The organism is Prauserella flavalba, assembly GCF_003202235.1.
GTDB lineage: Bacteria > Actinomycetota > Actinomycetes > Mycobacteriales > Pseudonocardiaceae > Prauserella_A > Prauserella_A flavalba.
Map to the genome: position 1 here is coordinate 84232 of NZ_MASU01000005.1, position 22985 is coordinate 107216.

At 72.7% G+C, this 22985-nt stretch carries 26 protein-coding genes and 1 pseudogene; 13 read left to right on the plus strand and 14 right to left on the minus strand.

The annotated features are described in order from the left end of the window. Nucleotides 1-5: 5 nt before the first annotated feature. The 4 genes from BA062_RS07700 to BA062_RS07715 form a co-directional block, all read right to left on the minus strand. Nucleotides 6-944, minus strand: a complete 939-nt coding sequence (locus tag BA062_RS07700; RefSeq protein ID WP_110335385.1) for a LysR substrate-binding domain-containing protein — start codon at nucleotides 942-944, stop codon at nucleotides 6-8. Between the two features lie 58 nt (nucleotides 945-1002). Continuing rightward, nucleotides 1003-2178 carry a CaiB/BaiF CoA transferase family protein gene (locus BA062_RS07705; RefSeq protein WP_110335386.1) on the minus strand — a complete coding sequence of 392 codons (1176 nt, stop codon included), beginning with the start codon at nucleotides 2176-2178 and terminating at the stop codon, nucleotides 1003-1005. Nucleotides 2179-2190: 12 nt separating this feature from the next. Beyond that, nucleotides 2191-3600 (minus strand): GntP family permease, encoded by a 1410-nt coding sequence (locus BA062_RS07710; RefSeq protein WP_110335387.1) that lies wholly within the window; start codon nucleotides 3598-3600, stop codon nucleotides 2191-2193. Between the two features lie 140 nt (nucleotides 3601-3740). Beyond that, on the minus strand, nucleotides 3741-4511 hold the full coding sequence (locus BA062_RS07715) for a FadR/GntR family transcriptional regulator (RefSeq protein WP_168213899.1): 771 nt from the start codon (nucleotides 4509-4511) through the stop codon (nucleotides 3741-3743). Between the two features lie 110 nt (nucleotides 4512-4621). Between BA062_RS07715 and BA062_RS07720 the strand changes: the two genes are divergently transcribed. After that, nucleotides 4622-5926 (plus strand): MFS transporter, encoded by a 1305-nt coding sequence (locus BA062_RS07720; protein ID WP_110335389.1) that lies wholly within the window; start codon nucleotides 4622-4624, stop codon nucleotides 5924-5926. Nucleotides 5927-5951: 25 nt separating this feature from the next. Further along, the gene (locus BA062_RS07725) at nucleotides 5952-6998 is read left to right on the plus strand and encodes an LLM class flavin-dependent oxidoreductase (RefSeq protein WP_110335390.1); all 1047 of its coding nucleotides are present in this window, start codon (nucleotides 5952-5954) and stop codon (nucleotides 6996-6998) included. Between the two features lie 4 nt (nucleotides 6999-7002). On the opposite strand, the gene BA062_RS07730 is transcribed toward BA062_RS07725, so the two are convergent. Further along, nucleotides 7003-7401: a VOC family protein gene (locus BA062_RS07730; RefSeq protein WP_110335391.1), complete on the minus strand. Its 399-nt coding sequence runs from the start codon at nucleotides 7399-7401 to the stop codon at nucleotides 7003-7005. Between the two features lie 111 nt (nucleotides 7402-7512). Between BA062_RS07730 and BA062_RS39745 the strand changes: the two genes are divergently transcribed. Continuing rightward, nucleotides 7513-7656 carry a hypothetical protein gene (locus BA062_RS39745; RefSeq protein WP_168213900.1) on the plus strand — a complete coding sequence of 48 codons (144 nt, stop codon included), beginning with the start codon at nucleotides 7513-7515 and terminating at the stop codon, nucleotides 7654-7656. A gap of 60 nt (nucleotides 7657-7716) precedes the next feature. On the opposite strand, the gene BA062_RS07735 is transcribed toward BA062_RS39745, so the two are convergent. Together BA062_RS07735 and BA062_RS39750 are read right to left on the minus strand one after the other, a co-directional pair. Then, nucleotides 7717-8133: a hypothetical protein gene (locus BA062_RS07735; RefSeq protein WP_110335392.1), complete on the minus strand. Its 417-nt coding sequence runs from the start codon at nucleotides 8131-8133 to the stop codon at nucleotides 7717-7719. 82 nt (nucleotides 8134-8215) lie between these two features. Next, complete coding sequence (locus tag BA062_RS39750) at nucleotides 8216-8629, minus strand: STAS domain-containing protein (protein WP_168213901.1); 414 nt, start codon at nucleotides 8627-8629, stop codon at nucleotides 8216-8218. A 252-nt stretch (nucleotides 8630-8881) separates the two neighbouring features. Here BA062_RS39750 and BA062_RS07745 point away from each other — a divergent pair, with 252 nt between their 5' ends. Genes BA062_RS07745 through BA062_RS07755 form a run of 3 tightly spaced genes read left to right on the plus strand, consistent with a single transcriptional unit; the run spans nucleotide 8882 to nucleotide 11551 of the window. Beyond that, entirely contained in the window at nucleotides 8882-10177 is a 1296-nt protein-coding gene (locus BA062_RS07745) for a PP2C family protein-serine/threonine phosphatase (protein WP_110335393.1), read from the plus strand. A gap of 7 nt (nucleotides 10178-10184) precedes the next feature. Continuing rightward, on the plus strand, nucleotides 10185-11213 hold the full coding sequence (locus BA062_RS07750) for a cobalamin B12-binding domain-containing protein (RefSeq protein WP_110335394.1): 1029 nt from the start codon (nucleotides 10185-10187) through the stop codon (nucleotides 11211-11213). Next, on the plus strand, nucleotides 11210-11551 hold the full coding sequence (locus tag BA062_RS07755; protein ID WP_110335395.1) for an STAS domain-containing protein: 342 nt from the start codon (nucleotides 11210-11212) through the stop codon (nucleotides 11549-11551). Before BA062_RS07750 ends, BA062_RS07755 begins: the two co-directional genes overlap by 4 nt. Before the next feature lie 76 nt (nucleotides 11552-11627). On the opposite strand, the gene BA062_RS07760 is transcribed toward BA062_RS07755, so the two are convergent. Further along, the gene (locus BA062_RS07760) at nucleotides 11628-12518 is read right to left on the minus strand and encodes a MerR family transcriptional regulator (protein WP_110335396.1); all 891 of its coding nucleotides are present in this window, start codon (nucleotides 12516-12518) and stop codon (nucleotides 11628-11630) included. A 253-nt stretch (nucleotides 12519-12771) separates the two neighbouring features. Here BA062_RS07760 and BA062_RS07770 point away from each other — a divergent pair, with 253 nt between their 5' ends. The 3 genes and pseudogenes from BA062_RS07770 (at nucleotide 12772) to BA062_RS07780 (ending at nucleotide 14369) form a co-directional block, all read left to right on the plus strand. Then, nucleotides 12772-13557, plus strand: coding sequence for a GAF and ANTAR domain-containing protein (locus BA062_RS07770; RefSeq protein ID WP_110335397.1), 786 nt, complete (start codon nucleotides 12772-12774; stop codon nucleotides 13555-13557). Between the two features lie 171 nt (nucleotides 13558-13728). Next, nucleotides 13729-13821 (plus strand): annotated as a pseudogene (locus tag BA062_RS41280) (hypothetical protein); the annotation flags it as partial. 71 nt (nucleotides 13822-13892) lie between these two features. Beyond that, nucleotides 13893-14369: a DUF1295 domain-containing protein gene (locus tag BA062_RS07780; protein ID WP_168213902.1), complete on the plus strand. Its 477-nt coding sequence runs from the start codon at nucleotides 13893-13895 to the stop codon at nucleotides 14367-14369. Here BA062_RS07780 and BA062_RS07785 read toward each other — a convergent pair. The 4 genes from BA062_RS07785 to BA062_RS07800 form a co-directional block, all read right to left on the minus strand. Then, a complete protein-coding gene (locus BA062_RS07785) occupies nucleotides 14334-14870 on the minus strand; it encodes a hypothetical protein (RefSeq protein WP_110335399.1) in 537 nt (178 codons plus the stop codon). The two genes, BA062_RS07780 and BA062_RS07785, sit on opposite strands and share 36 nt — an antisense overlap. 29 nt (nucleotides 14871-14899) lie before the next feature. Beyond that, nucleotides 14900-15409 (minus strand): hypothetical protein, encoded by a 510-nt coding sequence (locus tag BA062_RS07790; protein WP_110335400.1) that lies wholly within the window; start codon nucleotides 15407-15409, stop codon nucleotides 14900-14902. Between the two features lie 28 nt (nucleotides 15410-15437). After that, on the minus strand, nucleotides 15438-16463 hold the full coding sequence (gene mgrA / locus BA062_RS07795; RefSeq protein WP_110335401.1) for an L-glyceraldehyde 3-phosphate reductase: 1026 nt from the start codon (nucleotides 16461-16463) through the stop codon (nucleotides 15438-15440). A gap of 293 nt (nucleotides 16464-16756) precedes the next feature. Continuing rightward, nucleotides 16757-17392, minus strand: a complete 636-nt coding sequence (locus BA062_RS07800; RefSeq protein WP_110335402.1) for a LysE family translocator — start codon at nucleotides 17390-17392, stop codon at nucleotides 16757-16759. A gap of 27 nt (nucleotides 17393-17419) precedes the next feature. Between BA062_RS07800 and BA062_RS07805 the strand changes: the two genes are divergently transcribed. Continuing rightward, entirely contained in the window at nucleotides 17420-18331 is a 912-nt protein-coding gene (locus BA062_RS07805) for an AraC family transcriptional regulator (RefSeq protein WP_110335403.1), read from the plus strand. On the opposite strand, the gene BA062_RS07810 is transcribed toward BA062_RS07805, so the two are convergent. Both BA062_RS07810 and BA062_RS07815 read right to left on the minus strand, forming a co-directional pair. After that, entirely contained in the window at nucleotides 18289-19017 is a 729-nt protein-coding gene (locus BA062_RS07810) for an SDR family NAD(P)-dependent oxidoreductase (protein ID WP_110335404.1), read from the minus strand. The genes BA062_RS07805 and BA062_RS07810 overlap by 43 nt on opposite strands. Then, entirely contained in the window at nucleotides 19014-19922 is a 909-nt protein-coding gene (locus BA062_RS07815; RefSeq protein WP_210406798.1) for an NAD(P)-dependent oxidoreductase, read from the minus strand. The genes BA062_RS07810 and BA062_RS07815 overlap by 4 nt, the downstream gene beginning before the upstream one ends. 187 nt (nucleotides 19923-20109) lie before the next feature. On the opposite strand from BA062_RS07815, the gene BA062_RS07820 reads away from it, so the two are divergent. The 3 genes from BA062_RS07820 (at nucleotide 20110) to BA062_RS07830 (ending at nucleotide 22985) form a co-directional block, all read left to right on the plus strand. After that, entirely contained in the window at nucleotides 20110-20484 is a 375-nt protein-coding gene (locus BA062_RS07820) for a nuclear transport factor 2 family protein (RefSeq protein WP_146240010.1), read from the plus strand. Between the two features lie 72 nt (nucleotides 20485-20556). Next, entirely contained in the window at nucleotides 20557-21165 is a 609-nt protein-coding gene (locus tag BA062_RS07825; protein ID WP_210406799.1) for a TMEM175 family protein, read from the plus strand. A 185-nt stretch (nucleotides 21166-21350) separates the two neighbouring features. Continuing rightward, on the plus strand, nucleotides 21351-22985 hold the full coding sequence (locus BA062_RS07830; RefSeq protein WP_110335406.1) for an ABC-F family ATP-binding cassette domain-containing protein: 1635 nt from the start codon (nucleotides 21351-21353) through the stop codon (nucleotides 22983-22985).

Sequence of the window (22985 nt, forward strand, 5' to 3'; positions counted from 1 at the left end):
CGGCTTCAGCGCTGGAGCGCGGCCGCGAGCCGGATGCCCTCCCAGCCGCCGTCCCGGGCCAGCCGCCGCGTCACCTCCACGATCCCGCGCCGCACGGCCACCACCGCGTCGCGCGGCTCGTAGAACTCGGTCGCGGTGCGGATCGCGACGTGCCTGCCGAGGACGGGGCCGATGATCCGGCGGGCACCGACGTCGCGCGGCCGGCCGGCGAACACCGACAGCGGCAGGATCGTGCACGCCTCGCCGCTCTCCGCGATGCGGATCATGGTGCCGAGCGATTCGACGTCGGCGACCACCGTGGGCACGAGCCCGTGCCCGCCGAACGCGCGGTCGATCAGCGCGCGCAGGTTGCTGCGGCCGCCCGGGGTCACGAGCGGCACCTCCCGCAGCTCCAGCACGCTCACCTCGTGCTCGGACTCCGGCTCCGGTTCCGGCGTGCCGATCAGGTACAGGTCCTCGGAGAACAGCGGCACCTCGCCGGGCCGGGCCGCGTCGTCCTCGCGGTAGACCGCCGCCAGGTCGAGCCTGCCGCCGAGCAGCAGCTCGTGGATGTAGCCGCTCATCGACTCGAACAGCTGCAGGTGGATCCCGGGGTGATGGGCCTTCGTCCACGAGAACAGTGCGGGCGCCAGATGGGTGGCGACGGTGGTCGGCAGGCCGATCGCCACCGGGCCGTGGATTCCGCCCCGGTCGCGGGCGATGTCCTCGGAGAGCCGGTCGAACCGTCGCACCAGCTGCTGTGCGTCCCGGTACAGCGACCGGCCAGCCGGGGTGGGCCGCACGCCGCGAGGGCCCCGTTCGAGCAGCCGTACGCCGAGCTGGTGCTCCAGCTGGGCCATGCGCTGGCTCAGCGCGGGCTGCGACACGTGCAGCTCGGTGGCGGCCCTGGTGAGGCTGCCGGCGTCGAGGACGGTGATGAAGTCGCGCAGGTGGGCGATGTCCATCGTGCCGCCTTCCTGCCCGTGCTCGTGGCAGGCCGATCCTCTCACCCCGGCGGGGAGATCAGGCGACGCCCTCGGTGACGAGCGTGTCGATCTCGGCCTCCGCGAGGCCCAGCTCCGCGAGTATCGCGCGGGTGTGCTCGCCGAGGCCGGGCACCGGATCCAGGCGTGGCTCACCGGTGACCAGCCCCGGCAGGGTCAGCGACGGCACCGGGCCCGCCGGGGTGCCCACCTCGTGCCAGCGCCCGCGCGCCGCGAGCTGAGGGTGCCGCCACACCTCGGCGAGCGTGTTGACCCTCGCGTGCGCGACCGGGATCGCGGCCAGCAGCTCCATCGCCTGCTCGCTCGTCAGCTCCCCGAACCGCTGGGTGATGATCGCGCCCAGCGCCTCGCGGTTGGCGTTGCGCTCGGCGTTGGTGGCGTACGCGGGATCGGTGGCGAGCTCGGGCCGCTTCAGGAACTTCTCGCAGAACGCGGCCCACTCGCGCTCGTTCTGGATGGCCATCATCACGACCTTGCCGTCGCCGGCGGGGAACGGGCCGTACGGGTAGATCGTCGCGTGCGCGGCGCCCGCCCTCGGCGGCGGCTGCGCGCCGTCGTAGGTGTAGTAGAGCGGGAAACCCATCCACTCCACCGTGGCCTCCAGCATCGAGACGTCCACATGCGACCCCTCGCCGGTGCGGCCCCGCTCCAGCAGCGCGGCGAGGATCGAGCTGTAGGCGTACATCCCCGCGGCGATGTCGGAGACGGAGATGCCCACCTTCGCCAGGTCCTCGCCGGAACCGGTCACCGACAGCAGGCCCGCCTCGCTCTGCACCATGAGGTCGTAGGCCTTCATCGACTCGTACGGTCCCGGCGAGCCGTAACCGGAGATGTCGCACACGATCAGCCGGGGGTTGGCGGCCCTCAGCTCGTCGGCGCCGAGCCCCGCGCGGGCCGCCGCACCCGGCGCGAGGTTCTGGATGAACACGTCGGCGTCCGCCAGCAGCCGGTGGAGCACCTCGTTACCGCGCGGGTCCTTGAAGTCGAGCGTCAGCGACTCCTTGTTCCGGTTGACCCACACGAAATGCGAGCTGAGGCCCCGCACGCGCGAGTCGTAGGCGCGCGCGAAGTCGCCTGCGCCGGGCCGTTCCACCTTGATCACGCGGGCACCGAGGTCGGCGAGGTGCCTGCTGGCGTACGGAGCGGCGATGGCCTGCTCCAGCGACACGACCGTCACTCCACGAAGGGGCTGCATCTTTCTCTTTCTCTACACGACGACACTGACGACCGACACGAGCACGAGCGACACCACCGAGGCGAGCGCGGTGACGAACGTCAGCGCCTTGAGCGCGCCCCGCGTGGTGACCCCGAGCAGGGTCTGGAACATCCAGAAGAAGTTGCTGTTCACCTGCAGTGCGAAGAGGGCACCGGAACCGATCGCGAGCGCGAGCACCTCGGCGGGGATGTCGAGGCCGCCCATGATCGGGGCGAGGATGCCCGCCGCGGTGATCGCGGCGACCGAGATGGACCCGATGGCGAGGTGCAGCACGGCCGCGACCACCCACGCCAGCAGGATCGTCACCAGCGTCGGCACCCCGGCGTCGGCCGAGAAGAACCCGCCCAGCACCTTGTCCAGACCGGTCTCGCCGATGACGGCGCCGAGCGATCCGCCGATGCCGGTGATCAGCAGGATCTGCCCGGTGGCGTTGAAGCCCTTGGACATCGCCTCGCCGAGCTGGTCGCGGCCGAGGGTCCGCTTGGCGAGCACGTAGGCGCCGAGCAGGCCGACGAACAGCGCGAAGACGGGGTCGCCGAGGAATGCCAGCACGCTGGACTCGACACCCGCGGCCTCGGTGATCGCGCCGGTCGCGATCAGCAGCAGCGGCACCACGATCGGCAGCAGCGAGATCGTGAGCGGGACAGTGGTGCGCACGGTCTCGCGCTCGGTCGCCACGCCACCGGAGCCGCTCGCGCCGTCCTGGCCGTCCTGGTCGCGGGGTGACGGCGCTGACCCGCCCGTCGGCTCCAGCTCGTCGCTGTCCCGTTCGGTCTCGTCCTTGGCCGTGTTCCAGAAGCCGCGCTTGAGCAGCCTGCCCCACAGGAAGACGGTCAGCAGCGCCGTGATGGGGCCGATGACGAACCCGTAGATGAGCATCGTCCCGAGTGGAACGTCGAGCAGCCCGGCGATCGCGACGGTGCCGAGTCCCGGCACCACGAAGACGTAACCCACCAGGATGCCCGCCGTCAGCGCGCCGCCCATCATCGCGAGCCCGTTGCGGCCCATGCGCGGGGCCGCCGACCGCGCCAGCGGTGCGGCGAGCACGAGCTGAACGTCCACATAGATCGACGGGAAGATCGCGCTCAGCGCCGTGGCGAGGGCGTACGGCAGCCGTCGCGGCCCGAGCGCCTTCAGCAGTTTCTCGACGAGCTTTTGCAGTGCTCCCACGGAGAACAGCAGTGATCCCAAGAGGACACCGAAGCCGATGAGCAACCCGACCTCGGCCATGATCTCGCCGAAGCCCTCGGCGATGGCCTTCATCGTGCCGTCGAAGCCGAGGCCCGCCGTCAGTCCGAGGTAGATCGACCCGATGACGAGTGCGATGACGGGGTCCACCCGCGTCACCAGAATGAGCAGGACGACCGCGAGGATCGCGATCGTCGTGTGCAGCACAACCATTGTGCCCAGTCCTTCCCAGCCAGACCCGAAGCTCCTGCGATACGGGCCGTGCGATCGAAACACACGGCCCGGGGGCCCGGTAGACGGCAATCACCAAGATCGCCATAAGGGGGGCTTATGGCGGGAGGTGGGCGAGCTGCTCAGACGAACGCGGCGACGCTGCGCACCTCCGTGCCCGTGACCTCGCCGGGCTCCGCGACGGCCCTGACCTCCTCGTAGAAGATCCACAGGTGCTCGGCCACCGCCCTGCGGGCGGACTCGGGGTCGCGCCTGCCGATGGCGTCGGTGATGTAGCGGTGGTCGTCGGAGCGCTGCTGTGCGCGGGGGAGGCTCAGCGTGCGGCGGCGGAACTCGGTCATCTGCGGCACCAGGGGCAGGTACATGCCGGTGAGCACCACGTTGTGCGCGGCGCGGACGATGCCCTCGTGCAGCGCCTCGTCGGTGCGCACGAGCGCGTCGAGGCCGCTGTCGTGGGCCTTGTCGTGCTCGGCGCGCAGCCGGTCGAGCTCGCCGAGCTCCTCGTCGCTCGCGCGCGTGCAGGCGAGCCCGGCCGCGGTGGTCTCCAGTCCGATGCGGACCTCCAGCAGCTCCGACAGCGCGAAGCCCTGGTCGAGGCTCCACTGGACGTACTGGGTCGTGGGGTCCTCGGGCGGCGGCTCGCACACGAACGTGCCCTTGCCCCGCACGATCTCGATGACGCCGAGCGTGGCGAGCTTGCGAAGGGCCTCGCGCAGCGACGTGCGCCCGACCTGCAGCTGCTTGGCGAGCACGGGTTCGGAGGGCAGCCGGTCGCCCGGCGTGAGCGTGCCGTTGGCGATGGTCGCGGTGATCCGCTCGGCGATCACGTCGGGGAGCGGGCGGCGCGAGAGCGACTCCTGCAGACCTGATGTCAGTTGACTGTTGTCAGACAAGTGCTTAACCTCCACCTTGCTCATCGTTGAACGCCCACCACATCGTAGTCCGCGCCGGTTTGCCCACAGCAAGGCCGGCCCGGCCCTGACCGGGTTGGAGTCGATGGTTCATGACGCACGACGCACACGCTCGCAAGGTCCTGATCTCCAGCCTGATCGGCAGCACCGTCGAGTGGTACGAATTCTTCATCTACGGCACCGCGGCCTCGCTGGTGTTCAACGAACAGTTCTTCCCGCAGTTCGACCCGCTCGTCGGCACCCTGCTCGCGCTCTCGACGTTCGCGATCGCGTTCGTCGCGCGGCCACTGGGCGGGGTGGTGTTCGGGCACTTCGGTGACCGGATCGGCCGCAAGGCCATGCTGGTGCTCACTCTGACCCTGATGGGCGGGGCGACGTTCGTCATCGGCCTGCTCCCGACGTACGCCCAGATCGGCGTGGCCGCGCCGATCCTGCTGGTACTGGTCCGGCTCGTCCAGGGCTTCTCCCTCGGCGGCGAGTACAGCGGGGCCGTGCTCATGAGCGTCGAGCACGCGGCACCCGCCCGGCGCGGCTTCTTCGGCGCCGTGGTGAACACCGGCGCGGGCTGGGGCCTGCTGCTGGCGAACCTGATGTTCCTGCTCGTGTCCCAGCTGCCCGATGACGACTTCGCGGCCTACGGCTGGCGCATCCCGTTCCTGTGCAGCGCGGTGCTCGTGGCCCTCGGCCTGTTCATCCGGCTTCGGCTCGACGAGAGCCCGGACTTCAAGGCGGTGCAGCGCACCGGCGCCGTGCGCAAGGTGCCCGTGGCCGAGGTGCTGCGAGCCCACCCGCTGCGCGTGGTGCTGATGTGCCTCGCGTACCTGTCGGCAGGCGTGACCTTCTACGTCGGCACCGTGTTCTCGCTCGCCTACGGCACGGAGCACGTCGGCGCGAGCCGCGACGTCCTGCTCGGACTGGTCACGATGGTCAACATCCTCACGATCGTCGCGATCCCGTTCTTCGGCTGGCTCTCCGACCGCGTCGGCCGCAAGCGCATCTTCCTCGCCGGGATCGCGGGCATGGCGGTGGTGCCGTACGCGTGGTTCGGACTGCTGGGCACCGCGAACATGCCGCTGATGCTGCTGGGCTTCGTGCTGATGTTCCTGCCGTACGCGGCGAACTACGGCGTGATGCCGACGCTGTTCGCCCACGTCTTCCCGGTCGGCGTGCGCTACACCGGCATGTCGGTGGGCTACACCCTGGGCACGGTCCTCGGCAGCGGACTCGCGCCGATCGTGGCCACGTTCCTGCTCGACCGCACCGGCGACTGGGCCGCCATCGCCCTCTACATGACCGGCACCGCGGTGGTGTCGTTCGTCGCCGCGCTGTTCCTGCGCGAGCGGCCCCAGGACGTTCCCGCCGGGGCCAGCCCGGCCGGCCTGGAATCGACCAAGTGACCACCCCGACGAAGGGACCTCGACCGTGCTGACCATCGGCGCCGGCATCTCCGTGCACCCGGACCTCGACCCGCTCGACGACGCGCGCTGGGCGGACGCCGAGGACGGGATCGACGCGGTGTGGCTGCTCGACCATCTACAGGGCTGGTTCCCCCGTGGCACCAGGAGGACGGCGCTGGCCGACCCGCACCGCGTGCTCGACCCCTTCTCCCTGCTCGCGGCCGCCGCGGTGACCACGCGCCGGGTGCGGCTCGGTGTGGCCGTCACCGACCCGGTGCGGCGCAGCGCCGTCGCCCTCGCCCACACCGCGAGCACGATCGGCTGGCTCGCCGGGCGGGAAATGGCGCTCGGGCTGGGTGTCGGCGACCCTGGGCAGCTGCTGCCGTTCGGGCTCGACCACGGCCGGGAACGCACCGGGCGCCTGCACTACATGCGGCCCGCGCTGCGGACCCTCGCCGCGCTGCGCACCGGTGGCCCGGTGGAGGAGGGCGGCCCGGACCTGGCGATCACCGCGACCGCGCCGTTCGGCATCCACGTCGCCGCGCACGGGCCGAAGATGCTGGAGCTGACCGCCCGGCACGGCACCGGCTGGATTCCCACGAGCCTGCCGCCGTCGGCCTACGCGGGCAAGCTCGCGACCCTGCGCGAGCACGCCGAGGCGTTCGGGCGCGACCCCGGCGAGATCACGCCCACCGTGTTCCTGTGGTCGGCGCTCGCGCCCACGCGCGCGGAGAGCCTCGAGCTGCTGGAGCACCCCTCGGTGCGGGCGGTGGCGCTCTACCGCGGCAAGGCCGGGTTCGCCGAGCACGGTGCCGAGTACCCGCTGCCCCACGGCTACGTTCCGCACGAGATCGCGCCGGACCGGGCCGACGCGATCCTGGAGAGCATTCCCGACGCCGTGGTGCGGGGCGCCGTGCTGCACGGCTCGCCCGAGGACGTGGCCGAGGAGCTGGAGCGCTACCACCAGGCGGGCTGCGAGCACGTCGTGCTGTACGACATCGGCCGGTTCACCGACCCGGACGGCACGGCGCGGGCGAGGCAGGCGCTGGGGGAGCTGGTGAAGCTGCGCTGAGCGCTCAGACGGAAGGGGCGTTCAGCTGCCACGACACCCCGAAGCGGTCGTTGACCCAGCCGAACGGGCCGAAGCCGTAGTCGTCGAGCGGCATGAGCGCCTGCCGGTCCTCCAGCAGCGCCTCGTAGGTGTGCTCGAGGTCATCGGCGGAGTCGAGGGTGACGAAGACCGACATCGACGGTGTGAAGTCGAAGCCGTGCCGGACGTGGCTGTCGCTGCACCGGAACTTCTGGCCCGCCAAGGTGAACTCGGCCATCACGATGGTCCCCTCCTTGCCAGGACCCTCGGGGCCGTAGCGCTGCTCGGACAGCACCGCGCTTCCGGGGAACAGCGACACGTAGAAGTTCATCGCCTCGGCGGCGTCGTCCTTCTGGAACATGAGGAAGGGCACGAGTTCGGGCATGCCGCCAGCCTTCCGCGGCAGTGACGCCTGTCAAGCACCGGTGCGGCGTGTCAGTGGAGCACGCCCGCCGTGAATGGCTTACCGTCATAGCGGAGAGTGAGTGGGGGAATCATGAACGACACCAAGGACACGGTCGCGGACGTCACCTGGATCCAGGAGCAGGCCGACGAGGCGCTGGCCGCGATCGCCGCACTGCACGAGACCGCGACGAAGGCGGTGCTGGGGGAGCAGCGGACCGAGACCCGTCCGCAGTGAAGGCCACCTTCACTGCGTTGAACGCAGTGAAGGTGGCCTTCACTGCCGAGCCGCGACGCGTCATGGCGCCGCCGTCGTCCGCGGGATCGGCACCGCGACGCTGTGGGCGGCCCTGGCCCCGGTGTCGGCGGCCACCTCGGCCCACAGCGTGGTGCCCTTCGCCCGCCGGATGCCCCAGCCTGTCGCGATCCGGTCCAGCAGCTCCCCGGCTCCGCCGAGATCCGTTCCGGGGAGGAGATCCGCCTCCACCTCGGCGCGCAGGGCTGCGCCGGTCAGGCGCAACCTGACGGTGAACGGTTCCGCCTCCTGCAGCCAGGCGAGGGTGGTGAGCTCGTTGGCGACGAGCAGCGCGTCGACGACCTCGCGCTCGGGCGCCCCGGCGAGGAGGCCGCGGACCCGCTTGCGCACGGTCGCCAGATCCCTCGGACCGTCGACGACGTCGATCATCGCATGCCGGGCGTTCTCGGAGCCTTCCATGCCGGCCTCCTCCGCTGTGGGCTCAACGCCGGACGACTGATCAATACCCGACGCCGGAAGATCCGAAACGCGGACGGCGTGGTCAGGAGCCGGCCGGCGCGGTGCCGAGCGAGGCGAGCGCCGCCGAGCGGCTGGGGAACATCGTGAACCGGTCCGCCAGGCCGAGCAGTTCGAGCGGCCGGATCACCGGCGTGGAGTCGGCCACGAGCGCGAGCGAAGCGCCCATGCTGTTGGTGTGCTCGAGCAGATCGAGCAGTGTCGAGATGCCTGCGGCGGCGCAGAAGCCGACGCGGGTCAGGTCCAGCACGAGCGCCGTGGTCTCGCCAGCGGGCAGCGCCCGGATCTCGGCGTCCAGCGCCGGAGCCGTCGCCGCGTCGAGTTCGCCGACGACGGTGGCGAGCACGCAGCCGTCATCGCCTGCCGCGAGGGTCACCGAGAGGAGCCGGGGGTCGTGGGCGGGCCGTGTCGCCCTTGGTTCGCGAGGTGTCTGTTTCACTTGCGCTCCCGGGGAAGCCGTCCGTCCGGGTCGCCGGAAAGGCAAACGCGACCGCGGCAGCGATCGGCTTCGGGTTGGGTCGACCAGCAAAAACGGCCTGTGAACCGCAAGAACCAGCCCTTGCCTCCTCGACGGTACGCGCCCACCCCCGGCCAAGGTCAACCCTGGGCGCCGCGGAAACCATGCCACGACAGGCAACTGGCGCGTTAGAGTCGGCAGATCGCACGCAGTCGTCGCCCCGAGGAGTGCGCCATGGACACGGCGCTCGACCACGCCGGAGAACCGCCGTCGCGGCCGGCCGGGCACCGGGGCGAGGCGGCGTTCCTCCTCGACGCCTCGCCCCAGCTCGCGGGATCGCTCAACGTGCGCAGGATCGTGCTGAACGCCCTGCGGCTCGCGGTTCCCGTGCTCGGTGACCGGGCCGTGCTCGCGCTCTTCGACGGCCGCGGCGTCACGCTCTCCGCGTGCGACACGGACGGGGCTCCGCTGCCCCCGGTCCTCGTACCGCGGCTGGCCGAGGACTCCGCGCTCGGCCGGATCCGCCGGGCCGGCAGGCCCGAGCTGCTGCACGTCGTGCCCGGGGCGGGCTCCGCCGACGGGTTCGCCGGACTTCTCCCCGACGCGGGCCTGCGGGCGAGCATGGCGGGCCCCGGGCCCGCGGAGGTCCTCGGCGTGGGCCTCACCGCGCGGGGCAGCACGGCGGGCGCGCTCATCGCGGTGCGGGGCGAGGGACAGGGGTTCACGCGGGCCGACCTCGCGCTCGCCGAGGAGTTCGCCCGGCACGCCGCCGTGACCCTCGACGCCGCCAGGCTCTACGAGGAACGCAGGCACGTGGCGACGACGTTGCAGGCGAGCCTGCGCCCGCCGGAACTGCCGTCCGTGCCCGGGGTGCGGGTGGCCGCGCGCTACCGCACCGGACAGGAACGCCTCGACATCGGCGGGGACTTCTACGACGTGCACGGTGGACCCGGCGACATCTCCGTGGTCGTCGGCGACGTGTGCGGCAAGGGCGTCGAGGCCGCGGTGCTGACCGGCAAGGCGAGGCAGACCATCAAGACCGCGGCCCGGTTCGACCGCTCGCCCGCCGCGATACTGGCCGCGCTCAACGACGTGCTCTACGCCGACCGCTCCGACCGGTTCGTCACGGTCGCCTGCGCGCGCCTGCGTCCCGCACCGGACGGCGCGGGCACCCTCGCGACCATCGCCGTGGCCGGGCACCCGCCGCCGCTGGTGCTGCGCCGCGACGGCACCGTCGAGGAACCCGAGCTGGCCGGCACGCTGGCCGGGGTCCTGCCGGACCTGCGCTACGAGGAGGCCGCGGTGCTGCTGGAGCCGGGCGACGCGATGCTGCTCTACACCGACGGCGTGTACGAGGCGCATGGCCGTGACGGCCTTTTCGGGCAGGACCGCCTCCGCGCGCTCCTGCCGGGCTACGCGGGAGCGAGCCCGGAAACACTGTGCGAGATCGTCGAGCAGCGCGTGATGGAGCACCTCGACGGCCGGGGCCACGACGACATCGCCCTGCTCGCCGTCCGCTGTGGAGAGTGAACACGCCATGACCACCACGACCGAAACGGCCGGGCTCGCCTTCCCCCGGTTCGAGCGCGCGCTCGCCGTGGGCGACGCGGGGGAGGGCGTCGGCGTCGTCGACGAGCTCCTCGACCGCGGCGTCGAGCCCACCGTCCTGCTGCTCGACGTGATCAGCGAGGCGCAGCGGCGGATCGGCGAGCGCTGGCAGCGGGGCGAGTGGTCGGTCGCGCAGGAGCACATCGCCACCGGCGTCTCGGTGGCCGCGACCGAGGCGATCGCCCGGTGGGTGCGGCGCCTGCCCGTGACCAGGGGCCGCATCGTGGTCGGCTGCGCCGAACGCGAATGGCACTCCCTGCCCGCGCTCGTGATCGCCACCGGCCTGCGTGAGCGGGGCTGGAACGTGGCCTATCTCGGCGCCTGCACCCCGGCGAGCAGGCTGTCCGCGTACCTGCACGACGCGGGCCCGGACGCCGTGGCGGTGAGCTGCTCCGTCGCGTGGGCACTGCCCGGCACCCGGCAGTTCGTCGAGGCGGGCACGAGCGCGGGCATCCCGGTGATCGCGGGCGGGATCGCGCTCGGAGCCGACGACACCAGGGCCCGCGCACTGGGCGCCACGGCGTGGGCACCGGGACTGCGCGAGGCCGCCGACGTGGTCGAGACACTGCCCGCCGTCGTGGAGCCGGCCAGACCGCTCGGGGCCGAGGAACTGGCCGAGCAGCGGGGCCTCGAACTGAACCACCGCACACTCGTCGAGACGCTGCGGCGGCGGTGGCGGCCGCAGGACACCTTCACCGAGGGCACGCCGGAGCACTCCGACATCGCCGTGGTGGTCGGGGACTGCGCCGAACAGTCGCTGTGCGCGCTGCAAGGCGCGCTGCTGACCGGTGACGGGCGGCTGCTCGGGGACACGGCGACGTGGGTGCGGTCGGTGCTGTCGGCCCGCCGGGTCCCGGAGGCGCGGGTGACGGCGCTCGCCACCGAGCTCGGCCTGCTGCTGCGCGACTATCCCCGTGCCGCGGCACTCCTGCGCGCGCACTGGCCGGGAGCGGCATGACCCTGCGGATCGCCGTGTCCGAGGATCCGGAAGGTCACACCGTGGTACTCGCGGGGGAGCTGGTGCTCGACACCACCGGCGCGCCGCGCGCCGAGCTGGCCGCGCTCCTCGCCGGGGCGGCGCCCGGCGCCCGCGTGCGCCTCGACCTCGCCGGCCTGACATTGCTGGACTCGAGCGAGCTGAGCGTGCTCATCCGCGCGCACAAGACGGCGGCCGAGCACGGCGGTGCCTGCTGCTCAGGGACCCGCCCGCGCACGTCCGGCAGACCCTGCGCATCACCGGTCTGCTCGACGTGCTCCACATCGCCGAACCGTGATCCGCGCCACTGTCGGGTGTAGGGAGCCGCTGGCCGGGTAGTTGATCTCCGGCCGGGAGGCCCTCACGACCAACTCGCACAGAGGGGCGCCGGTGATCTCAGTCATCACCGGCGCCTCGGTCGTGTCCGGCGAGCAGGGTGAGCGCGGCGGCGAGGTCGTTCACCAGCGGTGCGTCGACGGTGGCGGCTTCCCAGCCGGGGCCCGCGAGCGTCACGGCGGCGCCGCGCTCCCGCAGGCCGCGCAGCAGTGCCGGGTCCGCGGTCGCCACGGTCATCGACCACAGCACGACCCCGCGCGGGTCCAGTCGCGACGCCAGGTCGAGGGTCAGTACCCCGCCCGAGGGCAGGCCGGTGAACACCACCGGAACCTCCCGTTCGCACAGCGCGGCCCGCAGCACCTCCAGCGGCAGGGTGTGCTGCTCGTCCGGGCATGGGGCGAGCAGCACACCCGCGCCGCCGCGCGCGGAGCCGCGGGGCCGGACGTAGCGGTCGAGCGCGGCGGAGATCTCCGTGGTCAGCGCCCATTCCACCGCGAAGCACTCCCGCCCGCGCTCCCAGCGGCGGCCCAGCGTGCGCAGCACGGGCGCGGCCACGTCGCGCCACGTGCCCTCGACGCCCTTCGCGGCGAGCGACTCGTCGAGCAGTGCCGCCATGGTCGCCCGGTGCATCAGGTCGGTGGCCTGTTCCAGCTCCTCCTCGCCGGTGCCGGTCACCAGGTTCTCGGCGGGGTGGCCGAGCACGGCGTTGGCGGCGTCGCGGGTGCGGACGCCCTCGTCGATCAGGCGCCGCATGCGCCGCAGCAGGGCGACGTCGGCGTCGGTGTAGCGCCGCTGGCGCCCCTCCGGCCGGAAGGAGGGGCCGATGCCGTAGCGCGCGTCCCAGCTGCGCAGCGTGATCGGGGAGACCCCGAGGAGTCTGGCGACCCTGCCGGGGGTCCACAGCGCGGGTTGCCGTGCCGCCTCCGTGCCGCTGCCTGCCCCGGGCTCCATGAACAACAACCATCTCACAGCGCCGGGCGCCCGGCGTCCTTCCGCCTGGGGGACGCGGGGTCGTCGGTTACCGTCGGGGCGCCTGCTACCTGGTGCACTCCCCGCACGAGGCCGACTTCGAGCGGCGTGACACCGAGGCGGCCCGCGCCTTCGCAGGGGCGGCGGCCCGCGCCGGCGCTCACCCACGTCGTGTGGTCGTCGCTCATGGTCCGGGAGCTGCTCCGCCGGGCCGGTTGTCGGGCAGAATGCGGTCATGGTCAGTGAGCAGGACTGGGTCTCCGAGCAGGCGATCTTCGCCGCCGGCGACGAGGACCACGCTCCCGGCGAGCCGTGGACCGGTCCGCTCGCCCGGGAGTTCGGCCAGGTGGCCAAGGTGCTGCTGGACAGCCCCACCGCCGCCGGCGTGCTGGCGCGCGTGGTGCACGCGGTGAAGGCGCTCGTGCCCGAGGCCGACCTGGTGAGCATCACGCTGCGCACGAAGGAGGGCCGCTACACCACGCCCGTGCGCACCGACGAGCTGGCCGACCGCCTCGACGAACAGCAGTACGCCTTCGACGAGGGTCCCTGCGTGGAGGCCACCCGCACGCCCGGCGAGGGCGTGGTCGACCTCCCCGACCTCGCCGAGGCGCCCTGGCCCCGCTGGGCTCCGAAGGCGCTCGCGTTCGGCGTGCGAAGCGTCTTCGCCGTGGGACTCGTCCCCGCCGACGACCCGCCGCGGCTCGGCGCGCTGAACCTGTACTCCCGGCAGCGCAACGGCCTGGACAAGGTGGACCGTGACCTCGCCGTGGTGCTCGCGAGCCACGCCACGGTGGCGCTCGCGGCGACCACGGCCATGACGGCCGCCGAGTTCGAGCAGGCCCACCTTCGTGTGGCGCTGCGCAGCCGGGACGTGATCGGTCAGGCCAAGGGCATGCTCATGCAGCGGCGCGGCCTCACCGCCGAGCAGGCGTTCGACCTGCTGCGCCGCACGTCGCAGGACCTCAACATGAAGCTCGTCCGGGTCGCGGAACTGTTCGTGTCGAAGCGGAACGAGCTGTAAGCCCGCGCCGGTCCTGTGCAGCCCGAACTGGACGACGTCCAGGTAGCCGGAGCGGAACCCGGTCTCGCTGTAGGCGAGGTGGAACTCCCACGTGCGCCGCGGCAGCCCGGCGAAGCCGAGTGCGGCGACACGATCGACAGCGCGAGGGGCGCGGGCTTCGCCGTGATCACGGTGACCGGCTTCGCGCTGGAGCCACGCGCGTTCGCCACCGTCCTCACAGTGGTGTGGGGTGTGCGCCTGTCGGTCCACATCCACCACCGCAACAGCCGGGGCGGGGAGGAGCGGCGCCACCGCGAGATGCTGGAGCGGGCCGGGTCCCGTCCGCTCGCGCGCATGTGCTTCCGCTGTACCTCACGCAGGGGGCGGTCCTGCGGTTCGTATCGCTGCCGGTGGTGTTCGCACAGCGGCAGACGGAGGATCTCGGCACAGCGGGAATGCTCGGGGTACTGGTGTGGACCGCCGGGTTCGCGTTCGAGGCGGTGGGCGACGAGCAGCCGCGCCGGTTCAAGTCGGACCCCGCCAACCGCGGCCGCGTGCCGGACCGGGGCCTGTGGCGCTACACCCGGCACCCGAACTACTCCGGCGACGCGTGCGTGTGGTGGGGCCGGTACCTCCTCGCGGCGCAGCACCTGCCCGGCGCCGCGACCGTGCTCTCGCCCGTGCTCACGACGTGGCTTCTTGCCCGCGGCATCGGCACGCCGTTGCTGGAAAGGCACTTGAGCGAGTCGAGGCCCGGCCCTCGCGAGTACGTCGCCCGCACGAGCGGCTTCGTGCCCCTACCGCCGCGACCACCGCGCGACCGCTCGCGGTAGCGGCCCGGCGTGCTTGCGCCTGCCCGGCAGGGCGGCGTGCCGTTGCCCCGGCCCTGGTCCGGACCGCGCCGCCAGTGCGTCCGCGACCACCCCGGTCGCAAAGGCGTAGCCGGCTTTGTGGAGCAGGTCGATGGCCAGCTCGTCCCTCGGCCAGGTGGGTGGCGGGGCCCCGACGCCCGTGGCGTTCTCCAGGATCTGGTCGTTGGTCAGCCGCACCACGGCGAACTTCGCCGACGCCCACGGGCCCCGCAGCCCCGCGTGCGCCATCACCGACCGCAGCACGCCGAGCGCGACACCCTGGCCCGCGTGCATGGCCCAGTTCACGGGCACCGGCTGCCTGCCGGGCCGCTCCCGCGAACCGGTCAGGCGCTGCAGCACACGCGCCGGGACGTGGGAGTCCGGCCTGCCGGTGATCCGCTGCTCCACCTTCTCGCCGACGGTCATCACGACGACCCCCGCCGTTCCGGCGACCAGGCCCTGCCAGAGCGCGTTCCGCATCATGCCGTTCCGGATACCCGGGCCCGGCCCGCCTACTCGGCGGGGCGCGGGCCGGGGAGCGCGGTGGCGAACGCCTCGGCGCCCGCGCGCACGCGGAACGGCTCCAGCTCGGCGCGTTGCCGTGCCGCGCGGTCGATCAGCGCGGCGAAGTCGACGTCGGGCAGCCGGGCGCCGAGCCCGGCGATGTCGCGCAGGGTGGTCCAGAGCTGCTTCTTGCCGTCGATGCCCATCGCCAGGAACTCCAGTTCCACGAACCGGCTCAGCGGCGAGTAGCCCGTGAGCCTGCCGTTGGGCTTGAGCCGGCCCAGTCGCTCGGCGGCGAGGGCGACGCCCTGCTTGAGCGGGTTGGGCCGCACGCCAAGCCGGTCCATGATCGCGCGAAAGGTGTCCACGTCCTCGGCGATGCCCTGTGCCACGCGCGAGAGCGCCGCACCGAGTTCCCCGCCCGCGTTGCCGCCCTCCGCCCTCCGGGCCAGCTCGCGCCAGGCGACGCCGAGCGCGAGCTGGTCGTTCAGGTAGATGCGCAGGTAGTCATCGTCCATCGCGGTGGACTACCCGGCGCGCGCCGTGTCAATGCGCGCTGGAGCGCGCCCAGAGGTTGATGCCGGACTCGGTGGCGTGCCGGTCGATCTCGGCCAGCTCCTCGCCGGTGAAGCTCAGGTTGCCGAGGGCGGCCACGTTGTCCTCGAGCTGGGCGACGCTGCTGGCGCCGAGCACCGTCGAGGTCATGCGCTCGTCGCGCAGCGTCCACGCGACCGCCAGCTGCGCCAGCGTCTGCCCGCGCGCCGCCGCGATCCCGGCGAGCGCCCGCACCTTGCCGAGGTTCTCGTCGCTCAGGAAGTCCGACGGCAGCGAGCTGTCCCGGCTCGCCCGTGAACCCTCCGGCACGCCGTCGAGATAGCGGTCGGTCAGCATTCCCTGCGCCAGCGGGGAGAACCCGATGCAGCCCACGCCCTCCCGCTCCAGCACGTCGAGCAGGCCGCCCTCGATCCACCGGTTCAGCATCGAGTAAGAGGGTTGGTGGATGCGCAGCGGCGTGCCCAGCTCGCGCAGGATCGCCGCGGCCTCGGCGGTCTTCTCAGCGGAGTAGGAGGAGATGCCGACGTAGAGCGCTTTACCCTGCCGGACGGCCGTGTCCAGCGCGCCCATCGTCTCCTCGAGCGGCGTGTCCGGGTCGAACCGGTGCGAGTAGAAGATGTCCACGTAGTCCACGCCCATCCGGCGCAGGCTCGCGTCGAGGCTCGCGAGCACGTACTTGCGGGAGCCCCATTCGCCGTACGGACCGGGCCACATGTCGTACCCGGCCTTGGTGGAGATGATCAGCTCGTCGCGGTACGGCCGGAAGTCGGTGGCGAGGACGCGGCCGAAGTTCTCCTCCGCGGAGCCGTAGGGCGGACCGTAGTTGTTCGCCAGGTCGAAGTGCGTGATGCCGAGGTCGAAGGCGCGGCGCAGGATCGCGCGCTGCGTCTCGAACGGACGGTCGTGGCCGAAGTTGTGCCACAGCCCGAGCGACACCAGTGGCAGCTTCAACCCGGTGCGGCCGGAACGCCGGTAGGTCATGCCGTCGTAGCGCGAAGGCGCGGCGAGGTAGCTCATGCGCCGATCCTCGCACGCACCGGCGTGCTCGGAACCGGACAACGGCCACCCGGGCAAGCGCGGTCCGTGCCACCGCGCTGCACCGGCCGGGCACGGGAAAGGGCATCGATGCGACGGTGGATCCTGCTCGTGCTGCTGGTGCTCGCGCTCGGCGCCGGCGCCGACGTCTACCTTCGGCCGCGACACCCGGCGCGACGTCGTCCTGCGGCACGCGGAGCGCCTGGGCGCCGTCGGTGAACAGCTGGCCGTCCACGCCGGCGCCGGTGCGAAGCCGCCCGGCCGGTCGCGGTGGCTCAGGACAGCAGCTCGGCCACGAGCGGAGCGGTCGAGGCCAGCAGCGCGACCGCGAGCGCGACGTTGACCACGCGCGCGACACGGGGCCGCCGCAGCACCGTGCCCAGCGAGGCGCCCGCCACCGCCCAGCCGAGGTGGATCAGCACGATCAGCGCCGTGAGCACGAGCGTCTTCACCACGCTCTCCAGCACGGGCGTCGGCAGGCCCAGCCGGTGGGTGGTGAACACCGTCCCGAGCGCGGCGTAGGCCTTCGGGTTGGCCACCCCGAGCACGAGGCCGTGCAGCCACGTCGGCGGGTCGCCCTCCTCCGGTCCCGCGACGGCGGGTGGCGGTGCGGTCGCGATCTTGTACGCCAGCCAGGCCAGGTAGCCGACGGAGAGGCCGAGCAGCACGGGACCGAGCCGCGGCTGGGCCAGCAGCACCGACGCGACCCCGGCCGCCACGACGACGAGCGCGGCCGTGGTGCCCGCGATGCTGCCGAGCAGGTAGGGCACCGAGCGGCGCAGCCCGAACGCGGTGGCCGTCGCGGTCGCGCCGACGGTCGCCGGGCCGGGACTGCCCATCACCACGAGCGCCGCGGCCGCCAGAGACAGGTACGGTCCCGCCCCTGTCGCCTCGCCGAGCAGGTCCCGCATCGTTCGTCCGTCCTCTAGTGTCGGTGGATGCGGCCGAACGTAGGCGCGCCGGGCCCCGGCGGTCTTGAAGCGTTGTGCGACCACCTGCCCGCGGCGCTGTCCGGAGGGCACCGGCTGCGGTTCGGCGGCGGCGCGGCCGGCATCGAGCGGCTCGAGGCCGCGCTGCGCGGTGAGGCGTTCGCGCCGCACCGGCACGACACCTACGCGATCGGCGTGACACTCGCCGGCGTGCAGACGTTCCGCTACCGCGGCGAGCAGCGGCACTGCCTGCCCGGCGAGTGGCACGTGCTGCACCCCGACGAGCCGCACGACGGAGCTCCCGGCACCGACGACGGCTTCGGCTACCGGATCGTCTACCTCGACCCCGCACTCGTGCAGGACGCGCTCGGCGGGCGGCCGCTACCGTTCGTCGCCGATCCCGTGCTCCGCCCGGCCCCGCCGGATCGCGCGCTCGGGGCCTACCTGCGCCACATCGACGAGCCACTCGACGAGCTGGCGGCCGCCGAGCTCACGTCCGCGATCGCCGACCTGCTCGCCCGGCACGCGGGCGGGCCCCGCTCGCGGGCGGCGCTCGACCTCGCCGCGCTGCGGCGGGTGCGGGCGCTGCTGCTCGACGACCCGGCGACGTGGCATCCGGTCGAGGACCTGGAGCGGGTCGCCGGGCTGGACCGGTGGACGATCGCACGGCAGTTCCGCGCGGCGTTCGGTACCAGCCCCACCCGGTTCCGCACGATGCGCAGGCTCGACCTCGCTCGTGGTCTGATACGGGCGGGGCACCCGCTGAGCGAGGTCGCCGTGCTCGCGGGGTTCGCCGACCAGAGCCACCTGACCCGCATGTTCAAGCGCGCCTACGGACTGACTCCCGCGGCGTGGAAGGCCGCGACGGCCGGTGCCGCTCAGAGCCCGCCCGCGACGCCCAGCACGGCGCCGTTGACGTAGGACGCGGCGGGGGAGAGCAGCCACGCCACCGCCTCCGCGATCTCCTCCGGCCTGCCGGGGCGGCCGAGCGGCACGGCGGCGGCGACGCGCTGGGCCCGGCCCGGTTCCCCGGCACGGGCGTGGATCGTGGTGTCGGTGGTGCCCGGTGCGACCGCGTTGACCCGCACGCCCGCCGGGCCGAGTTCCCTCGCCAGCCCCACGGTCAGTGCCTCCACGCCCGCCTTCGCCGCCGCGTAGACGACGTACTCGCCCGGGGAGCCCGTGCGCGCGGCCACTGACGAGACGTTGACGATCGCGCGGTCTGCCGTGCCGTCCCAGCGCCGGGCGGCCTCGCGGCAGAGCCGCGCCGGGGCGACGAGGTTGACGTCCACCACGGCGCGCAGGTCCTCGTCGGTCAGTGCGGTGAAGGGCCCGATCCTGCCGGTGATGCCGGCGTTGTTCACCAGGGCGGTCACGTCGCCGAGGCTCGACGCCGTGTCGAACAGGCGCCGGGGAGCGTCACCGGCGGTGACGTCGAGCCGGACCCCCACGGCCTGGCCGCCGGTGACGCGCTCGACGTTGGCGGCGTCGGCCGGGGAGCTCGTGTGGGTGAACACCACGGTGAACCCGTCGCGGCAGAGCCGTTCGGCCACGCACCGGCCGATCCCGCGTGAGCCGCCGGTGACGACGGCGACCGGGGCGCTCACCCGTGCTCCTTTCCCGCGGTGCGGGCCTCGATCGCTCTGACGACGGCGGCCATGTCGGCGCCGCCGTGGCCGAGGCGTGCCGTGTCCGCGTAGAGGGCATGGCACGCGTCCAGCAGCGGCGAGGCGAGCCCCGCCTCCCGAGCGGCCCCCGCGATCAGGCGGTTGTTCTTCAGCACGTCCGTGATCGATGCCTGCACCGCGAAGTCACCGGCGACGAGTTTGGCGGCCTTGGTCCGCGAGACGGCCGAGGACATCGGGCCCGCCTCGAGCACGCGGGCCAGCGCGGCGACGTCGAGCCCGTGCCCCTCGGCGAAGTGGAACGCCTCGGCCAGCCCGGTGACCATCGTGATCAGGAACAGGTTCACCGCGAACTTCAGCAGCAGCGCACCGGGCACGGAGCCGCAGTCGAACGCCGCCGCGCACAGCGGGGCGAGCAGCGGCCGCACCCGGGCCACGTCGGCCTCCGCGCCGGCCAGCATCACCACCAGCTCGCCGGCCTCCGCGGGCCCGCGCGAGCCCGACACGGGCGCCTCGACGTACGCACCACCCTCGGCCCCGATCTCCGCGTCGAGCAGCCGCGAGTACGCCGCGGGAACCGTGCCCAGATGCACGACCGTGCGGCCACGCACCCGCGGGCCGAACTCCGCGGTGCCCCGGGCCAGCACGGCGTCCACGGCCGTCTCGTCGGCGAGCATCAGCAGCACCACGTCGGCGAGGTCGAACAGCTCGCCGGGTCCGCTCGCCCGGCGGGCGCCCGCCGCCACGGCGGCATCGCAGGCCGCCGCCGTGCGGTTCCAGACCACCAGCGGCGTCCCCGCGCGCACGAGGTTGAGCGCCATCGGCGCGCCCATCACCCCGAGCCCGGCGAACCCCAGCCGCACCTGGTCACTCCGGTCCAGTCCCATGCCACTCCTCACGATCCGCTGGTGAGGTGGTTCTAGCGAGCAGCGGGCCCGCACGTCTTGAACGATTGTGCACCCGGCTTCGCGCGAGCCGCCCGGTTTATGTCGCACTGTGCAACAATTCCGCGATGCGGCAGTGGCGTTGTGGCCCACCGGTGCGTTCCGGCGGAACCTGAGGTGGGCCCTGCGCATGGATGAGGCGGCGATACTCGGGCTGGAGCGCCAGGGCTGGGCGCTCGCTGGGTCGAGGCACGCCAAGACCTTCTACGACCGGCTGCTCACCGCCGACGCGGTGCTGTTCCTTCCCGGCGAATGGCTGGACCGCACGCGCGCGCTCGAGTACTGGCTGACCATGCCGAGATGGGCCGAGTACCGGCTGCTGCGGCCGAAGGTCATGCCGCTCGCCGACGTGGTGGCGGCGGTGTCCTACCGCGTCGTCGCGCGGGAGCACGGCCGGTCCGAACCCTACCGTGCCGACTGCGTGAGCGTGTACGCCCAGCAGAACGCACAGTGGCGGCTTACGTTCCACGAGCAGACCCCCGTGCGATCCTGTCGCTGCCCGTAACCGCCGCACGGGTCCACGCTGCGGCGCTCGCCGACTTCCCCCGGGGGGGTGGGCCTCCGCGACACTGGCCTGGTGCCGGCAGACGAGGGCGAGGCGGCCGCGGTGCAGCGGCAGCAGCTGTTCACCGACGCGGTGGTGGCGATCGCGATCACCTTGCTCGCGCTGGGATTGCCCGTGCCGCAAGGGCGCACCAACGCCGACCTGCTGAGCTCGGCGGGGGAGCATTGGGACGACTACCTCGCGTTCGGCATCAGCTTCGTGGTCATCTTTCTGCGCTGGTCCGGTCATCACCGCGTGTTCCGCCATGTCGTGGGCACCGACCGCGTGGTGGGCGTGCTCACGGCCTGCTGGTTGTTCCTGATGGTGCTCACCCCGTTTGCGACGGAGGTGCTCAGCGGGGACGGCGCCTTCCAGGCGCGGTTCGGGTTCTACGCGTTTATCCAAGCCGCCCTGAGCCTGATCTTCCTGGCGCTGGTGCGGCACGTGAAGCGCGCCGGGCACGTACGGGACGGCACACCGGTGCGCATGTTCCGGCACGCCGTCTCCGGGTCGGCCGTTACGGCTGTGGCGTTCCTCGTGTCGATCCCGGTAGCGTTCGTGACGCAGTGGGCGTTCGCGTGCTGGGCCGCGATCCCGTTGTTCGTCCGCCCGGTCCGTCGGCTATGGTCGAGACCGGTGTGATCGCGTCGCGCGAGAGTCTCAGGGAGTGCGCGCCCATGGTGGCCGAGGACGACATCTCCGGGTGATACCCGGTCCGGCCGGCGGTGCCCGCCATCAGGCGGCACCGCTATCGGTCGTGTCCTCTTTCCCCTGATCCATCCCGGGTGGCTTGCCGCTGCCCGCATCGCGCGTGAGGACTTTCCTTCGTGTCCAAGACTTTCATCGTGTGTTCCGGCCTGTCCTTCTCCTGGCCCGACGGCACCCCGGTGTTCGAGAACCTCGGCTTCACGGTCGGGGCGGGCCGCACCGGCCTCGTCGCACCCAACGGGGCGGGCAAGAGCACCCTGCTCAAGCTGATCGCGGGCGAGTACGTGCCCTCGGCCGGGTCCGTCACTGTCGACGGTGTGCTCGGCTACCTGCCGCAGACGCTGCCGCTCGACGGTGAGCCGACCGTGGCCGACGTGCTGGAGATCGCCCCGGTCGTCCGTGCGCTGGCCGCCATCGAGGCGGGTGACGCGAGCGAGGAGCACTTCACCACGATCGGCAACGACTGGGACATCGAGGAGCGGGCCCGCGCCGAGCTGGACCGGCTCGGGCTCGCCGACGTCGCGCTACACCGCAGGCTCGGAACCCTCAGCGGCGGCCAGGTCGTTTCCCTCGGCCTCGCCGCGCAGCTGCTGAAACGGCCCGACGTGCTCGTGCTCGACGAGCCCACCAACAACCTCGACCGCGAGGCGAGGACCCGCCTGCACGCCGTGCTCGGCGACTGGAAGGGCTGCCTGCTGCTGGTGAGCCACGACCGGGAGCTGCTCGACCGGATGGACCGGATCGCCGAGCTCGAACCCGGCCGGCTGCGCGGCTACGGCGGGAACTTCACCGAGTACGAGGCGGCGAAACAGGCCGAGCGTGAGGTCGCGGAGAAGAACCTGCGCAGCGCCGAGCAGGAGCTCAAGCGCGAGAAGCGGGAGCTGCAGCAGGCCCGCGAGCGGGCCGCCCGCCGCGCGAGCGCGGGCGCGCGCAACAACGCCGACATCCCGAGGATCGTGCGGGGCATGCTGCAGCGGCGCGCCCAGGAGTCCGCGGCCAAGGCGGACGACGTGCATTCCCAGCGCGTCGAGGGCGCCAAGGCCAAAGTGGACGAAGCCGACCGTGCGCTGCGCGAGGACGAGACGATGGCCCTGTCCCTGCCGGACACCCTGGTTCCCGCCGGGCGGACCGTGTTCCACGGCGAGCGGATCCAGGTGCGTCACGACGGCCGTGCGCTGTTCGCGGGCGACGGACTGGACCTCGCGATCCGCGGCCCCGAGCGAATCGCGCTCACCGGCGCCAACGGCGCGGGCAAGTCGACGCTGCTGCGGGTCGTGGCCGGTCTGGCCGAACCCGACAGCGGGGTGATGAGCAGGGCGCACGGCCGGGTCGCCTACCTGTCACAGCGGCTCGACCTGCTCGATCTGGAGCGCAGCACGGCGGAGAACCTGCGCGCGTTCGCGCCCGGCAAGCCCACCACCGAGACCATGCACCTGCTGGCCCGCTTCCTGTTCCGCGCGGAGCGGGCGGACCTGCCGGTGGGCGCCCTTTCCGGTGGCGAGCGGCTGCGCGCGACCCTGCTGTGCGTGCTGTGCGCCGAGCCCGCGCCGCAGCTGCTGCTGCTCGACGAGCCCACCAACAACCTCGACCTGCCCAGCGTGCGGCAGCTGACCGGTGCCCTGAACTCCTACCGGGGCGCGTTCGTGGTAGTCAGCCACGACCACCGGTTCCTCGCCGAGATCGGGGTGAACCGCTGGCTGCGGCTCGCCGGGGGCGCGCTGACCGAGACGGGGCCGCTGGAGCCGTCGGAGTAG

Excerpts from the sequence above, each read along its gene's own strand:
- BA062_RS07815 (WP_210406798.1), bottom strand. The coding sequence starts at position 19,922 with ATGGGACTGGACCGGAGTGACCAGGTGCGGCTGGGGTTCGCCGGGCTC.
- BA062_RS07705 (WP_110335386.1), bottom strand. The coding sequence starts at position 2,178 with ATGCAGCCCCTTCGTGGAGTGACGGTCGTGTCGCTGGAGCAGGCCATC.
- BA062_RS07820 (WP_146240010.1), top strand. The coding sequence starts at position 20,110 with ATGGATGAGGCGGCGATACTCGGGCTGGAGCGCCAGGGCTGGGCGCTC.
- BA062_RS07745 (WP_110335393.1), top strand. The coding sequence starts at position 8,882 with ATGGACACGGCGCTCGACCACGCCGGAGAACCGCCGTCGCGGCCGGCC.
- BA062_RS39745 (WP_168213900.1), top strand. The coding sequence starts at position 7,513 with ATGAACGACACCAAGGACACGGTCGCGGACGTCACCTGGATCCAGGAG.
- mgrA (WP_110335401.1), bottom strand. The coding sequence starts at position 16,463 with ATGAGCTACCTCGCCGCGCCTTCGCGCTACGACGGCATGACCTACCGG.
- BA062_RS07805 (WP_110335403.1), top strand. The coding sequence starts at position 17,420 with ATGCGGCCGAACGTAGGCGCGCCGGGCCCCGGCGGTCTTGAAGCGTTG.
- BA062_RS07710 (WP_110335387.1), bottom strand. The coding sequence starts at position 3,600 with ATGGTTGTGCTGCACACGACGATCGCGATCCTCGCGGTCGTCCTGCTC.
- BA062_RS07750 (WP_110335394.1), top strand. The coding sequence starts at position 10,185 with ATGACCACCACGACCGAAACGGCCGGGCTCGCCTTCCCCCGGTTCGAG.
- BA062_RS07755 (WP_110335395.1), top strand. The coding sequence starts at position 11,210 with ATGACCCTGCGGATCGCCGTGTCCGAGGATCCGGAAGGTCACACCGTG.
- BA062_RS07735 (WP_110335392.1), bottom strand. The coding sequence starts at position 8,133 with ATGGAAGGCTCCGAGAACGCCCGGCATGCGATGATCGACGTCGTCGAC.
- BA062_RS07700 (WP_110335385.1), bottom strand. The coding sequence starts at position 944 with ATGGACATCGCCCACCTGCGCGACTTCATCACCGTCCTCGACGCCGGC.
- BA062_RS07790 (WP_110335400.1), bottom strand. The coding sequence starts at position 15,409 with ATGGACGATGACTACCTGCGCATCTACCTGAACGACCAGCTCGCGCTC.
- BA062_RS07785 (WP_110335399.1), bottom strand. The coding sequence starts at position 14,870 with ATGATGCGGAACGCGCTCTGGCAGGGCCTGGTCGCCGGAACGGCGGGG.
- BA062_RS07720 (WP_110335389.1), top strand. The coding sequence starts at position 4,622 with ATGACGCACGACGCACACGCTCGCAAGGTCCTGATCTCCAGCCTGATC.
- BA062_RS07800 (WP_110335402.1), bottom strand. The coding sequence starts at position 17,392 with ATGCGGGACCTGCTCGGCGAGGCGACAGGGGCGGGACCGTACCTGTCT.
- BA062_RS07770 (WP_110335397.1), top strand. The coding sequence starts at position 12,772 with ATGGTCAGTGAGCAGGACTGGGTCTCCGAGCAGGCGATCTTCGCCGCC.
- BA062_RS07760 (WP_110335396.1), bottom strand. The coding sequence starts at position 12,518 with ATGGAGCCCGGGGCAGGCAGCGGCACGGAGGCGGCACGGCAACCCGCG.
- BA062_RS07730 (WP_110335391.1), bottom strand. The coding sequence starts at position 7,401 with ATGCCCGAACTCGTGCCCTTCCTCATGTTCCAGAAGGACGACGCCGCC.